The organism is Sphingobacterium pedocola (genome assembly GCF_015209965.1).
Classification (GTDB): Bacteria; Bacteroidota; Bacteroidia; order Sphingobacteriales; family Sphingobacteriaceae; genus Sphingobacterium; species Sphingobacterium pedocola.
This window is the reverse complement of the sequence record NZ_MU158691.1, coordinates 1399-14980: the sequence shown is the minus strand read 5'-3', so window position 1 is coordinate 14980 and position 13582 is coordinate 1399. Positions and strand designations below refer to the sequence as shown.

Here is a 13582-nt window from a genome sequence, read left to right as displayed (position 1 = left end):
CGAAGCCTGGTTTATTATTTGGCATATTTTTGGTCGTATTGTTTGCCATTCGATTTATAATCGAATTTTTCAAAGAAAATCAAGAAGCTTTTGAAAATGACATGACCTTCAACATGGGACAGGTATTAAGTATACCGTTCATTATCGTGGGTCTGTACCTTATTTTTAGGAAGCCAAAAGAAAACGCAAAAAAATCTTAACATACGCGGCTCTTCTTTTGAAGAGCCGTATTTTTTTACGCAAAAATTTAATCTATGCAGAAGCTCCGTTCCAATAGGACACTTACATTATTTATTTTAGGACTACTGGCTGCTCTTGGTCCGTTCTCCATTGATATGTACCTTCCGGCCTTTCATACCATTGCTAACGATTTTTCAACCACGGTCGAAAACGTTCAATTGTCATTAACAAGCTTTTTCGTAGGTATCGCGATTGGGCAACTGATCTATGGACCGCTGCTCGATAAATACGGTCGTAAAAAACCGTTGTTGGTGGGATTGGGGATTTATATCGGCACTACGCTACTTTGTCTCTTCACGCGAGATATAGAACATCTTATTTTCCTTCGTTTCTTACAGGCATTGGGAAGTTGTGCAGGGATGGTTGCATCACGGGCTATGGTGCAGGACTACTACGAACCCAGAGAATCTGCCCGGGTTTTCAGCTTGCTTATGTTGGTTATTGCGATTTCCCCCATTCTTGCGCCAAGTGTCGGGGCCTTCTTGTTAAGTCATCTAGATTGGCATTATATCTTTTTGACACTTTGTATCATCGCAGTGATGATCTTTCTGAGCACTTATTTCTTTTTACCAGAATCGTATGTTGGTGATAAAACCTTTTCGTTAAAACCTAAGGCCATTACTGCGAAATATTGGGAAGTTTTCACGAACAGAACCTTCTTTTCATACTGCTTTATCGGATCAATTGCTTCCGCGGGTTTGTATGGTTATTTAGCCGGTTCATCTTTCGTGATGCAACAGTTTTATGGATTGACACAACGTGAATATGGCCTTGCGTTCGCCTTTGTCGCATCCGCTATGATCGTGGCAACGCAACTGAACAGGAGACTGCTCAAAAGATGGAACAGTGCTCAAATCAGTAAAATAGCCAATATTTGGCAATCTATTGTAGGTGTGCTTATGATTTTGGGATTAGCGACAAACACGATGACATTTCCCCTTATGCTCGGACTAATATTCTTATATTTATTTGGTCATGGGTTTATTTTCCCGAACACTTCTGCAATTGCACTCTCCCCTTTCAAATCCTTAGCGGGGAGCGCCTCAGCCCTTTTGGGATGTATTCAGATGGGTATTGGAGCACTGACATCAGGGTTAGTAAGCTACTTTCATAACGACACCGCATATCCCATGCTTTCGGTTATGTGTGGATGTGCAGTGTTATCCTTAWKMKYMMACCTATATGTAAGCAAGCATGTCGAAGTAAATTTATAAAACAACAAATCCGCCCCAGCAGGGCGGATTTGTTGTTTTATAAAAAGCTCTCGATAGCTAATCGATAGCTATCTAAACCGAAACCTAAAACCACGCCTTTACAATTTTTTGAAAGGTAAGAGTGATGCCGAAATTCTTCACGCTGATGCACATTGGAGATATGAACCTCAACTACCGGCGTATTGATTGCAGCGATAGCATCAGCTATTGCAACGGACGTATGGGTATAGGCACCGGCATTTAATACGATTCCATCGTAGTCAAAGCCTACTTCATGCAATTTATCTATAATTGATCCTTCGCTATTATGCTGAAAATACATCAAATCAATCCGGCTGTACTGTGATTTAAGCGTTTCGAAATATTCTTCAAACGACTGGTTTCCATAAATCCCCTTTTCCCGAACACCCAAAAGATTCAAATTAGGACCGTTAAGAATAAGTATTTTGCTCATCAATAAATATGTTTAGGACGTGTGTGTAAATATACCTATTATCTACTTACATATCACCATAGAAATTACGGAAACTCGAACGAAGTCCTACCGATATAACACCTGATCTCTGAGCCGCTTGATCTTCGATATATCTATATCTTTGGGTATACCCGACTTCAAAACGAAGGTTGTACTTAGGATTTAACACATAAGCAGCCTTGGCATCGGCATAATATAAGTTATTTTCCACTCCCTGTCCAATGGAATTACCGTGCAGATTGGGTAAGGTACTGTAAGACTGAAAAATATCTCCTCCCATATTAGTTCCATCGGCTGGATCCGTTCCAAAGCGACTGTAAACACCTTGCAACGAAAAATCAAATCTATTCCAAGAATAATTGGCAATACCCAGTACCTCGTGGAAATTTGCACCCCTTGGATGTGCCAACGGCTCGCCGTGGTTGCTATAGTTAGATATGGATACAAAATGCTGATAGGTATAGGGCCGTGCGAGATTGTATTCTGCTAAGAAATTTAAATTCCGTACACCGAAAGCATCATAGCCTCGTACGCCTAACTGCGCGCCCCATTTATTGTGTGCATATCCATTTCCGCCAAAAAACTCTTTCGCGGTGAACTCGCCCAATAAGAATTGTCCATAAGCAGTTGCATTTTTGAGCACCTTATACTTCGCATTTAACCCCATAAACATCTTGTCCGGAGAAGTCGAATTGGTGGATTCCACCGGTCTCAACAACGCACCGGGGTGCACATAATTGAAATCAAAACCTCGATGTCCCGCCTGATTGGCATTCGACCATATTACAGATTGAAATAATCCAACTGATAAACGATTATTGACATTGTAATCCAAATATTGAAAGGCGCCCCATTTGACGCCATCTCCGAACCGACCACCTGAATTTAATGAATCTCTTCTTGGGTTTTTAGGATCTAACATATAGGCCCAAATAGAAGTGTATTGCACATTACCAATATTGCCCGTAAATTTTAAATGAGTATAATTAGAAGAGAAATCGGACAATAACATCGACCGATAACCATCTCCAATATGATTTTTATCGTAGGCCAATGTTACCTGAAAATAGTCACTGAAATCATACGTCAGGCTTGCTGTTGTATACATCCAATCCTTTTTATGATTAGATAAATTTTCCACTGTACCCTGCCCCGGAACCACCTCATTTACATTCATGTAATCATCCAAATAATTAGGAAATACGCCTTGATTCTCAAAAAAGTTGGCATAGAATGTGAATTTATCTTTAATAGTTAGCCCGGCCTGCAATCCGCGCGTATTCAGCCAAGTCGTTCTTTTCTCGCTGTCGATCAGTTCAGAACCAATTTGGAAATCGGGCAAAAAATCTAAATAGAACGTATGATCCTCTTTATTCACTTCTACCAAATGTTCATTAAATAGTTTACGCATAAACCAATTATTTGAAGAAGTTGTGGCTGTACTTGTTATCGAATCGTACTTCGCTAACAATTCATTTCGAAAAAGAAAAGGTTTAGAAGAGGTGTGAAGCCGCGTATCGGGACTGTACAAAATTTCATTATATTTTTGACTGTGCTGGTATGAGTAAGGTTGATTTTTTACTTGGGCGGTTAAACCAGTAACACTACATAGTACCATTGAAAACAGGCAACAGGATAAGAAATGTAAGCTAAGCTTCATAAAGTAATACAATTAAAAAGTTATTGTGAATATCAAATTCTATACCTAAAGTATATACAAAAGTAATTCTATTTATATTATTAATAGAATAAATGACCGAATTGTATGCTAAAACGTTTTTTCTTCTTTTATTTCTCAAAAATTAATTGCATCTTGTGCTGATAAACATTATGATAACAACAAAACATGGAAATATTCCATATGACCAAAAAAAATCAAACCGCGAAGCGCTCATGAATGCCGTTGAAAATACACATTAATGAATAATAATATACATATGAAACGTCGAACTTTTCTACAAAACTCCGGATTATTGGGTGCGGGTATGCTGGCAAGCAAACTGTCTTTTGCCGAATTAAACTATCCTATAGTCAGAGTGGCAACAGACAAAAGACATTTTACGAGCCAAAGCATCGAAAGTGCTATCCTTGAATTTCAGGAAAAAGTGTCTAATAAGGAGCTTGGCTGGCTATTTAATAATTGCTTTCCAAACACCTTAGATACCACAATTTATGATGAATCTACTGCATCAAAAAAATTAACGTACGTTATCACAGGAGATATTGATGCCATGTGGTTAAGAGATAGCAGTGCACAGGTATGGCCGTATCTGCAGTTTATGAAAGAAGACAAAAAGCTGCAAAGCCTCATCCTCGGATTAATTAACAAGCAATCCCAATGTATTAACATCGATCCTTATGCAAATGCTTTCTATAACGATCCTCATAAAAAAGGAGAATGGTTTACGGATCACACGGAAATGAAGCCTGGAATCCATGAACGGAAATGGGAAATCGATTCGTTGTGCTATCCAATCCGGTTAGCACATGCATATTGGAAAGAAACCGGAGATACGACTCCCTTCGATACAGAATGGCTAACTGCACAGGAAAACACCTATAAAACCTTTGTTGAACAGCAACGTAAAGATAGTTTAGGTCCTTATAAATTTGAGCGTACTACCGCACGTGGCAGTGATACGCTCCAAGTGGATGGATATGGTTATCCCGTAAACCCTGTAGGACTAATCTGTTCGAGTTTTAGACCATCAGACGACTGCAGTATTTTCCCGTTCTTAATACCGTCAAATTTATTTGCTATCAGTAGTTTACGCCAATCCGCAGAAATTTTAAAAAGCATTAAAGACAGTAGTGAATTAGCAGGAAAGATGCTTGCACTCGCTAATGAAGTCGAATCGGCAGTGAATACATACGGCATTATAAACCACCCCGATCACGGCAGGGTGTATGCTTTCGAAGTGGATGGATTCGGCAGTTACCTGATGATGGACGATGCAAATGTACCCTCTTTGCTAGCGCTACCTTATCTAGGAGCCATTGATGTAAACGACGAAGTATATCAACGCACGCGTAAATTCATTCTTTCTGAAAAAAATCCATTTTTCTTTAAGGGAACAGCAGCGGAAGGCATAGGCGGACCTCATATCGGTCGTGATATGATCTGGCCTATGGCAATTACAATGCGCGCCTTTACATCCATTGACGATAAGGAGATCCGTGCTTGTATTCAAACCCTGGCGAAAACCCATGGTGACACAGGGTTTATGCATGAATCCTTCCACAAGGATAATCCGAAGAAATTTACACGTCATTGGTTCGCGTGGGCCAACACATTATTTGGAGAATTATTATGGAAAACTTATAAAGAAAAACCATCTTTGCTTACATAATTATGGAATAATCTTTACAATCATAAAATTGATTTGGGGTTTATTCCCCAAAATCAATTTTTAGTGATGAAAACAAGCGGTCCGGTAGGTATTTTTGACTCTGGTTATGGTGGTTTAACCGTATTTAAAGAGATATACAAACAACTTCCGCAATACGATTATATATATTTAGGTGATAATGCACGTGTGCCTTATGGTACCCGATCGTTCGAAACCGTATATGAATTCACGAAGGAATGCGTTTTTAAATTATTTGATTTAGGGTGTAATCTCGTGATATTGGCCTGCAATACAGCTTCTGCGAAAGCATTACGTACTATACAACAAAAAGATCTCCCTCCGGGAAAAAAGGTTTTGGGTGTAATAAGACCTACTACTGAACGCATCGATCAATATACAAAAACAAAAAAAATAGGAATTCTTGCAACGCCCGGTACCGTGTTATCGGAATCCTATAAAATCGAAATTCAGAAATTCTTCCCCGACATAGTAGTATATCAACATGCCTGTCCTTTCTGGGTTCCTTTGGTGGAGAACAACGAGATTCAAAGTGAAGGGGCGGCATATTTTGTGGAGAAAGATATTCGCGAAATATTATCACAATCAACAGATATTGACACGCTGGTACTGGCCTGTACACATTACCCGCTGCTACTTCCTGTTATTCAGCGGCATGTACCGAAGGGAGTCACCATACTAGCTCAGGGAGAACTCGTAGCGAATAGCCTTTCCAACTATCTCATTCGCCATCCGGAAGTCGAACAAACGTGTAGCAAAGGAAAAAATTTAACGTTTTACACGACTGATGATGCAACCGACTTTGCCGAAAAAGCAAAGATATTTTTTGGCGAGAAGGTAGCTGTTAGCACTATCTCTCCCTAGTTATGCTTAGCATGCAATGCTATGGCGTACAACTTCATTTGTTTAACCATAGACAGCAACCCATTGGCTCTGGTAGGTGACAAATGCTCCTTAAGACCGATATTATCTATAAAATACAGCTCGGTATCCACTATTTCCTTTGGTGTATGCCCCGACAGCACTTTCACCATCAAACTCACCAATCCTTTCGTAATCACCGCATCACTATCTGCCGTAAAATATAATTTACCGTCTTTCAATTCGGGATATAGCCATACCTTGGATTGGCAACCTTTAATAATGAATTGGTCTTGTTTATATTCTTCTTTAATTAATGGTAATTCTTTGCCTAACTGAATAATATATTCATATTTTTCCATCCAATCTTGGTAGAAAGAAAAATCCTCTATTAATTCATCTTGTATTTCGTTGATCGTCATTTACAAAAAGTAATAAGTCAAAAGTAATTAAATAGTAAAAAGATTATTTTAACATTTTTACTGCACGTTTCACCCCTTCGACCAAATTATCCACTTCGTCTTTGGTATTATACATCGCTAAACTTGCCCTAATTGTTCCTGGTATCTGAAACTGATCCATCACAGGTTGAGCACAATGGTGTCCTGTACGTACAGCGATTCCTAATTTGTCGAGAATTACCCCAACATCATATGGATGAACACCTTCTATTACGAAAGATATGACAGACGATTTTTGTGCAGAGGTGCCGATGAATTTTAATCCTTCTACCTCGGCTAATCGTGTGGTTGCGTATTTCAACAGTTCGTCCTCGTAGGCTTTGATTTGATCAAGTCCGATTTCTTCGATGTAATCAATCGCATTAGCCAGACAGATCCCAGCTTCAATATTAGGTGTACCCGCTTCAAATTTGAGTGGCAGATCATTGTATGTCGTTTTTTCAAACGTCACCTCTTTAATCATATCACCACCGCCTTGGTAGGGAGGCATTGCGTTCAGCCATTTTTCCTTCCCATATAGCACCCCCACTCCAGTGGGTCCATACATCTTATGTCCGGAAAATACTAAGAAATCTACATCCAATTCCTGTACGTCAATTTTTAGGTGCTGTACGGCCTGAGCGGCGTCTACTAGAACCGGAACATTACGTTCGTGCGCCAACTTAATAATCTTCTTTACCGGATTAACTGTTCCCAACGCATTGGAAACATACGTGATCGACACGATTTTTGTTCTATCGGACAATAACTCCTTATAAGCCTCCATATCCAGCACACCATGTTCGTCCATCGGAATGACCTTTAACGTAGCACCTTTTTCTTCACAGAGCATTTGCCAGGGAACAATATTGGAATGATGTTCCATCGCTGAGATAATAACTTCATCGCCGGCATGTACAAACGCCTTTCCATAACAATTAGCGACAAGATTAATCGAATGGGTCGTCCCGTTTGTTATAATTACTTCGTATTCATGCGCTGCATGAATAAATGATTGTATTTTACGGCGGGCCACTTCAAATGCATCCGTTGAAATCTGGCTTAAATAATGTACTCCTCGGTGGATATTACTATTCATATCTGAATAATAAGATACGATAGCATCAATTACCTTCGAAGGTTTTTGTGTGGTTGCACCATTATCGAGGTATATTAAGGGCCTACCATTTACCTGTCTTTTCAGAATAGGGAAATCTGCTCTTATTTTGTTAATATCGAAATTTTTCAAAGTATTATGTCCTCTCTTTAATAGACTCCAAAGTTAAGGTTTATCTCATCAAAAAAAGTCAATTGGATGTATCTTTTATAGCAAGGACTAACGCTTTAAAGTTAAAATGATTAATAAGCCGTAGATTCCAATTAGACAACAACACGCATATAGGAGGTTCACGTGTATTTTTATTTCCGTTAACGTAAACATTTCTGTGTCATTTCCGTTTTTTTAATAGAAAATATACGGTATTATTTAAATCGAATTTGATTACCTTTGTACTAATATGCAAGAATTACCATTAAATCTTCCAGAAGGGTCAAGAAAAGAAGTTATGGCTTATTTAGAACCGTTCATGCTGAATGAAATGAGCGAGTACCTTAAGCCGGTTGAACAGATGTGGCAACCTGCGGATTTCTTACCCGATTCTTCTAGAGACACTTTTTTCGAAGAAGTAAAAGAATTACAAGAGAGTGCCAGGGAGCTTCCGTATGACCTAGTAGCCGTGCTTATCGGAGATACAGTGACAGAAGAGGCCCTACCTACCTATGAATCGTGGTTAACTATGGTAGAGCATGTTGACAAAAATGAGCAAGGCGGGTGGATGAAGTGGGTTCGTGCCTGGACCGCAGAAGAAAATAGACACGGTGATCTTCTAAACAAATACTTGTATTTATCCGGTCGTGTAGACATGCGGCAGTTTGAAATGAGTACACAATACTTAATTAAAGATGGATTTGATATCGGTACTGGAGCAGATCCTTACCGAAACTTTATTTACACTTCGTTTCAGGAGCTCGCTACAAATGTATCCCATCGTCGTGTAGCAGCCATTTCCAAAAAGAACGGGGATAAACTATTGGCAAAAATGTGTGGGGTTATAGCCGCCGACGAGGCCCGTCACGCCAAGGCTTACATGTCTTTTATCTCACATGCGTTTGTGGTAGATCCAAGTGAAGTGATGTTAGCCTTTGAAGATATGATGCGTAAGAAAATTGTTATGCCAGCTCATTTTTTAAGGGAGGCGGGTGAACCTCAAGGTGAGGCGTTTGCGCACTTCTCCGATGCGGCACAACGACTGGATGTATATACCGCACTAGATTATGTGGACATTTTAAAAGAACTCATCACCGATTGGAAAATTGATCAGGTTTCAGGGCTTAATGCACAAGGTGAAAAAGCCCGAGATTATTTGATGCGTTTACCCGACCGGCTTACCCGACTAGCGGAACGAATTAAGATTCCAGAGAAAGAATATAAATTCAAGTGGATTTACGGATAGGTAGTTTTGAGTAAATTAGCCTGCAGTGCAGGCTAATTTACTCAACGCGCTGAGGTTCCGGCGTTGGTGGTGGATTCGAAGTGGGATCTGATAAAACCGTATCTCGATATCGCATATCTCCTGTGTCACTTGCGACCGAATCACTATCGATAATACCACCCTGCATGTTGTCGTTATACTGACGAGAAGTAGGAACCTCATTTCCATCCCTAACCGTTTTATTATTGTTGCATGCGAATAAGATCGGCAATGTCATCGAAGCTAAAACTAATTTAATTGACCTGTTCATATTTTTCCCTGTTTAATACGTAATAAACCAAAAGCTATCTCACTAACCCTTTTTAGTTAGTTTCGTTTGCCCTTACTCATATTTTAGGTATTTGACGGTATAAAAGACGTACTTATTAGGATGTATCCTTTCCATATTCCGTCACAGTTGGGAAACCTAATTAGAAATGCGGGCAATATCCAGTATTATAACGAACGCCTGTAATATCTATTTTCTGTTATTACAAAACAAAAACGGGTATCAGAGGTTTTACAGGTATGAAAATCGCAATGCTTTCGCCAATCGCATGGCGAACTCCCCCTGTTCATTATGGCCCTTGGGAACAGGTCACCTCCTTACTTACCGAAGAACTCATAAAAAATGGTGTAGAGGTCACATTATTTGCTACGGGTAATTCAATTACCGAAGCGACCTTGCAAGCGGTATGTCCTACCGGATATGAAGAAGATAAAGGTATCGATGCCAAGGTTTGGGAATGCCTGCATATTTCCGAATGTTTTGAAAACGCGAATGAATTTGATATTATTCATAATCAATTTGATTTCCTACCCTTGTCATATTCCAAGTTGGTAAATACTCCTGTGGTGAGCACCATCCATGGTCTATCTTCGCCCAAGATACTTCCTGTTTATAAAAAATACAACAAACATACCCACTACGTCTCCATAAGTAATGCTGACAGGTCGCCCGAACTTGACTATATTACCACGATACATCACGGTATTGATCTTAGTCAGTTTACTTTTAACGCCAATCCGGAGGATTATTTATTGTATTATGGACGGATCCACCACGACAAAGGTACAAAAGAAGCCGTCGAAATAGCCAAAGCGCTTGACAAGCGCTTGATCATTGCAGGCATCATTCAGGATGAACACTATTTCAAAGAGCACATCGTACCCTATCTGAAGGCAAAAAAAATTGAATATATTGGTAGCGTAGGTCCGGAAAAGCGTAATGAATTATTGGCTAATGCGAGCGTCTTATTACATCCGATAAACTTTAACGAACCTTTTGGCTTGTCGATCGTGGAGGCCATGGCATGTGGCACCCCGGTTATCGCTTTTAACAAAGGAAGTATGCCTGAGCTAATCGATGATAATAAAAATGGCTTTCTCGTGAACGATATCGACGAAGCCATCGAAAAGGTAAAGCATATTGATTCCATTAACCGTACGGACTGCAGAAAGAAAGTCGAACAACAATTCTCCAAAGAACGGATGTGCGAGAAATACATTGAGCTGTATAAACAAATCCTAAATAAGTAATTCGCTCCTAACGCTCAAAATAACGCCACTGCAAGTGTGAACAGAGGCCTTCCAATTCCGGAAAAATACTGAAAGCATTAATGCCCAACGTATTTAATTCCGTTTGGATATTTCTGATATGACGGTGTGGAATCTTGACTTTTATCATCTTATCTTTATAATATAGATTCTCGTTAAGTGGATTCCCTTTCAGCAGGTCGTCTGATGAAAAAATAGTGAATACACCGGACTGGCTGTTAATGCGTTGCTTGATCAGCCGTGGATTAAAAAACTTGGTACTGCTCGATGTAAAAACACTATCCTCGTCGGCTGGAGATACAAAATCCTTTTCATCAGCAATGATAATCCATACAATAACGTGATCTGATTCAAGGGAGGTGCCCTTGGTCGCAAACCACATGGCCGTAAGCGCATTGTTTGACCAATCCAGCAATCTTGTGGGCAGCCCAAAATGCTGTCCTAATGTCAAATAATCCCAGTCATCCAGTGGTTGATGATGCTCAATCAATAGTGGATTAGCTCTTTTAAATTCATCGAATAATTTTCGTTCAATCTCAAGCATCTCACCTTTCGGTTGCAAACGCCGAATTGTGGGCAATAAGGGAGATTCTGTTTGTTGTTCCGCGGAACAAAAAGTAGATCAATTCGATAGAATCCTGAAAATCAGCCGTGTATTGTTGAATGAGACCTAAATAATCCCTCAAGGTCTCAATTTCGAATTCATTCATGGTGCTATATGTTTCCTTCTTCATAAGATCAGCGTCCTCTTATACAACTTTGGTGAGAACGAGAAAGTTTGACCGAAACATACCCGTTTCCTATTAGAAAAAAGATCCCCTCTTCCAAATTATACATCAAAAGTAATTTTTAATACGGTATATCGTCGGGTAGTCTACGCTTGTATTGTAACCTTGCGGGCTGTCATAAATACGTTATTTCGATCAGTTCTAAACCTCCATACGGGAGCGTTGTTATCATCAGGGATAGACACATATCTTAAGGGATAGAGATATCTAAATGGATTTCACTTATGAAAATGATACAGCTCTCGGTTATACCCCAGTCTCAGATGCCGTTAGAAAACAACGAAAAGACTTTGGAAAATAAAGAAAAGTTTATCCGGATGGAGATAGATCTTGGCCTTTTCGAGGCTTATCCAACGAGCAGACTTCTTGGTTTTGTCAGCAAATTAATTACTCTGCTCCCTTCTTTGCAAGATCATGGCCCGGCGGAGGGGTCTACTGACAACCTCGTCGCGCGTATGCACCGGGGAATATGGCTGGGAGAAGTAATAGAACATGTTGCACAGGAGCTCCAATCATTAGCCGGTATGCCCTGCCGTTTTGGAATGACGCGGACGGGAGCAAACCCTGGGGTCTACTTTATCGTCTATTCCTTTGCCAATGTACACGCTGGAGTCTATGCCGGCTTAATCGCCTTCGAACTTGTAAAGGCCTTGGCAGATGATGGAACATTCGATATTAGAACGGCCATCCAAAAACTCGTGGGCTTCCGCTTTCATGATGAGGACAATACCTTCAAAAGAGCAGTGGTGAATGTCGCCTATACATCCGAAGAGTGGTGGCAGGCGAACTGACTGACGGGTAAGATCTCAGGATAAAAACAGTGAAGTACTAGTACTGTATTGCTAATGTCATCGCTAACGACACGGGTAGTGAACTAACAAAAAAAGCCAGTCCGCATAAAATTGGACTGGCTTTTCCTTTCGTCTAGGATCCTTTACCGGTATTCGCTTCTTCTGTCGCGATTAACGTTAGCAACTCATCGGTTTCTTTTTCTTCAGCAAGTGTCGCAGCGAGTAATTCCTGCGCTTCAGTATGTCCCATCAATTTGGCATAAGTGACTAAACATCCGTAACTTGCAATTTCATAGTGCTCCACCTTTTGTGCTGCTGCAATCAGCGCCGCGTCGAGTACTTCTGGGCTATCCTGGAAATCTTCTGCAATTTCGTCGGCCTCCGCGAGAAGCCCTTCCATCGCTTTACATTTTTTTCCACGTGCGGTCATACCCAAATCAGAAAACACCGTTTTCAAACGTTCGATCTGGCCTTCAGTCTGTTCGTAATGCGTCTCGAAAGCGGCTTTTAGCTTTTCGTTAACAGCGGCACCAGCTAACTTTTTTAAACCTTTTAACAGTTGTCTTTCTCCACCGAGTATGTCTTTCAGTTCCTCCACAAATAATTCGTGTAGATGTGCGTTTGGCATATTGCCTTCGTTGTTTTTTGCTGCCATAATTTCTATTTTTTGTTTCTTGTCAGTATAACGTCGGACAAGGCGATTGGTTTTCGAGCTTTCCAACTAGACGCAAGAACCGAGATATCTACCTTCAATATGACGTATAAGTACGTATCACGTTGAACCCATAGAATTTATGGTGCTCCGGTCGGCCACGGGAGTATAAAAATGAGTATTCGTGTAACAAAAAGTAGACGTGGCTCCGAAAGGAGCCGCGTTTACTGTATATTCTACTTTCTTCTTCTTGACTTTCCAAGCCATCCACTAATCGTATAACTGACTAAAGTACCTACGGCAGATAATACGATAGTTTCTAGGACTCCTCCCAGGGAGATTGAAGCCCATATTGAACAAAAGGTGCCGCCCAATGCACCTATGCGCGTTTCGTTAAGTTGCATCTTTTTCCTCCTTCCTTTCAGTGCCGTCCTCCTCTTCCCCGCCAGTATCAATGTAGTCCACGACAACTTTATTACTTTTATCTTTTTGGTCTTCACTTGCCTGATCTCGCATTTCCGATTTCTGATCCTCGGTTTCCAATACCGATTCGATTATCCCCAGCCCTACGGCTACGTATTTTAAGATATTGAGCGCCTTTCCCGGCAACTTGATTGGAGCCAGCAGTACCACCTGTACCGCCCGGCTGATTTTGTTTATAATGC

At 40.4% G+C, this 13582-nt stretch carries 16 protein-coding genes; 7 read left to right on the top strand and 9 right to left on the bottom strand.

Annotation, left to right across the window (positions count from 1 at the left end):
* Positions 1-200: prolipoprotein diacylglyceryl transferase family protein (locus C4F40_RS16105; RefSeq protein WP_196940455.1), on the top strand; the 200-nt coding region annotated here is incomplete at its 5' end.
* A 54-nt stretch (positions 201-254) separates the two neighbouring features.
* Positions 255-1454, top strand: a complete 1200-nt coding sequence (locus C4F40_RS16100) for a multidrug effflux MFS transporter (RefSeq protein WP_196940454.1) — start codon at positions 255-257, stop codon at positions 1452-1454.
* A 37-nt stretch (positions 1455-1491) separates the two neighbouring features.
* Here the strand turns inward: C4F40_RS16100 and aroQ are convergent, their stop codons facing one another.
* Both aroQ and C4F40_RS16090 read right to left on the bottom strand, forming a co-directional pair.
* Positions 1492-1908, bottom strand: coding sequence for a type II 3-dehydroquinate dehydratase (gene aroQ / locus C4F40_RS16095; RefSeq protein ID WP_196940453.1), 417 nt, complete (start codon positions 1906-1908; stop codon positions 1492-1494).
* A 46-nt stretch (positions 1909-1954) separates the two neighbouring features.
* Complete coding sequence (locus C4F40_RS16090) at positions 1955-3340, bottom strand: gliding motility protein RemB (RefSeq protein WP_231390095.1); 1386 nt, start codon at positions 3338-3340, stop codon at positions 1955-1957.
* A gap of 526 nt (positions 3341-3866) precedes the next feature.
* Here C4F40_RS16090 and C4F40_RS16085 point away from each other — a divergent pair.
* Positions 3867-5279, top strand: coding sequence for a glycoside hydrolase family 125 protein (locus C4F40_RS16085; protein ID WP_196940451.1), 1413 nt, complete (start codon positions 3867-3869; stop codon positions 5277-5279).
* A 66-nt stretch (positions 5280-5345) separates the two neighbouring features.
* Positions 5346-6161 carry a glutamate racemase gene (murI, locus tag C4F40_RS16080; protein WP_196940450.1) on the top strand — a complete coding sequence of 272 codons (816 nt, stop codon included), beginning with the start codon at positions 5346-5348 and terminating at the stop codon, positions 6159-6161.
* Here the strand turns inward: murI and C4F40_RS16075 are convergent.
* Entirely contained in the window at positions 6158-6580 is a 423-nt protein-coding gene (locus tag C4F40_RS16075; RefSeq protein WP_196940449.1) for a SufE family protein, read from the bottom strand. The genes murI and C4F40_RS16075 overlap by 4 nt on opposite strands.
* Before the next feature lie 43 nt (positions 6581-6623).
* On the bottom strand, positions 6624-7847 hold the full coding sequence (locus tag C4F40_RS16070) for an aminotransferase class V-fold PLP-dependent enzyme (protein ID WP_196940448.1): 1224 nt from the start codon (positions 7845-7847) through the stop codon (positions 6624-6626).
* A 268-nt stretch (positions 7848-8115) separates the two neighbouring features.
* On the opposite strand from C4F40_RS16070, the gene C4F40_RS16065 reads away from it, so the two are divergent.
* On the top strand, positions 8116-9111 hold the full coding sequence (locus C4F40_RS16065) for an acyl-ACP desaturase (protein ID WP_196940447.1): 996 nt from the start codon (positions 8116-8118) through the stop codon (positions 9109-9111).
* Between the two features lie 37 nt (positions 9112-9148).
* On the opposite strand, the gene C4F40_RS16060 is transcribed toward C4F40_RS16065, so the two are convergent.
* Positions 9149-9400 carry a hypothetical protein gene (locus tag C4F40_RS16060; RefSeq protein ID WP_196940446.1) on the bottom strand — a complete coding sequence of 84 codons (252 nt, stop codon included), beginning with the start codon at positions 9398-9400 and terminating at the stop codon, positions 9149-9151.
* A gap of 257 nt (positions 9401-9657) precedes the next feature.
* On the opposite strand from C4F40_RS16060, the gene C4F40_RS16055 reads away from it, so the two are divergent.
* The gene (locus C4F40_RS16055; protein ID WP_196940445.1) at positions 9658-10668 is read left to right on the top strand and encodes a glycosyltransferase family 4 protein; all 1011 of its coding nucleotides are present in this window, start codon (positions 9658-9660) and stop codon (positions 10666-10668) included.
* Between the two features lie 7 nt (positions 10669-10675).
* Here the strand turns inward: C4F40_RS16055 and C4F40_RS16050 are convergent, their stop codons facing one another.
* Together C4F40_RS16050 and C4F40_RS16045 are read right to left on the bottom strand one after the other, a co-directional pair.
* Positions 10676-11230, bottom strand: coding sequence for an FRG domain-containing protein (locus C4F40_RS16050; RefSeq protein WP_231390094.1), 555 nt, complete (start codon positions 11228-11230; stop codon positions 10676-10678).
* Position 11231: 1 nt separating this feature from the next.
* A complete protein-coding gene (locus C4F40_RS16045) occupies positions 11232-11420 on the bottom strand; it encodes a hypothetical protein (protein ID WP_196940443.1) in 189 nt (62 codons plus the stop codon).
* 284 nt (positions 11421-11704) lie between these two features.
* Here C4F40_RS16045 and C4F40_RS16040 point away from each other — a divergent pair, with 284 nt between their 5' ends.
* Positions 11705-12265: a cyanophycin synthetase family protein gene (locus tag C4F40_RS16040; RefSeq protein WP_196940442.1), complete on the top strand. Its 561-nt coding sequence runs from the start codon at positions 11705-11707 to the stop codon at positions 12263-12265.
* A 133-nt stretch (positions 12266-12398) separates the two neighbouring features.
* Here the strand turns inward: C4F40_RS16040 and C4F40_RS16035 are convergent, their stop codons facing one another.
* Entirely contained in the window at positions 12399-12920 is a 522-nt protein-coding gene (locus C4F40_RS16035) for a YciE/YciF ferroxidase family protein (RefSeq protein WP_196940441.1), read from the bottom strand.
* A 390-nt stretch (positions 12921-13310) separates the two neighbouring features.
* Positions 13311-13582, bottom strand: a 272-nt coding sequence (locus tag C4F40_RS16030) for a hypothetical protein (RefSeq protein WP_196940440.1), incomplete at its 5' end; no start/stop codon positions are given.

Excerpts from the sequence above, each read along its gene's own strand:
- C4F40_RS16090 (WP_231390095.1), bottom strand. The coding sequence starts at position 3,340 with ATGCGTAAACTATTTAATGAACATTTGGTAGAAGTGAATAAAGAGGAT.
- murI (WP_196940450.1), top strand. The coding sequence starts at position 5,346 with ATGAAAACAAGCGGTCCGGTAGGTATTTTTGACTCTGGTTATGGTGGT.
- C4F40_RS16055 (WP_196940445.1), top strand. The coding sequence starts at position 9,658 with ATGAAAATCGCAATGCTTTCGCCAATCGCATGGCGAACTCCCCCTGTT.
- C4F40_RS16045 (WP_196940443.1), bottom strand. The coding sequence starts at position 11,420 with ATGAAGAAGGAAACATATAGCACCATGAATGAATTCGAAATTGAGACC.
- aroQ (WP_196940453.1), bottom strand. The coding sequence starts at position 1,908 with ATGAGCAAAATACTTATTCTTAACGGTCCTAATTTGAATCTTTTGGGT.
- C4F40_RS16085 (WP_196940451.1), top strand. The coding sequence starts at position 3,867 with ATGAAACGTCGAACTTTTCTACAAAACTCCGGATTATTGGGTGCGGGT.
- C4F40_RS16035 (WP_196940441.1), bottom strand. The coding sequence starts at position 12,920 with ATGGCAGCAAAAAACAACGAAGGCAATATGCCAAACGCACATCTACAC.
- C4F40_RS16040 (WP_196940442.1), top strand. The coding sequence starts at position 11,705 with ATGATACAGCTCTCGGTTATACCCCAGTCTCAGATGCCGTTAGAAAAC.
- C4F40_RS16050 (WP_231390094.1), bottom strand. The coding sequence starts at position 11,230 with ATGCTTGAGATTGAACGAAAATTATTCGATGAATTTAAAAGAGCTAAT.
- C4F40_RS16065 (WP_196940447.1), top strand. The coding sequence starts at position 8,116 with ATGCAAGAATTACCATTAAATCTTCCAGAAGGGTCAAGAAAAGAAGTT.
- C4F40_RS16060 (WP_196940446.1), bottom strand. The coding sequence starts at position 9,400 with ATGAACAGGTCAATTAAATTAGTTTTAGCTTCGATGACATTGCCGATC.
- C4F40_RS16075 (WP_196940449.1), bottom strand. The coding sequence starts at position 6,580 with ATGACGATCAACGAAATACAAGATGAATTAATAGAGGATTTTTCTTTC.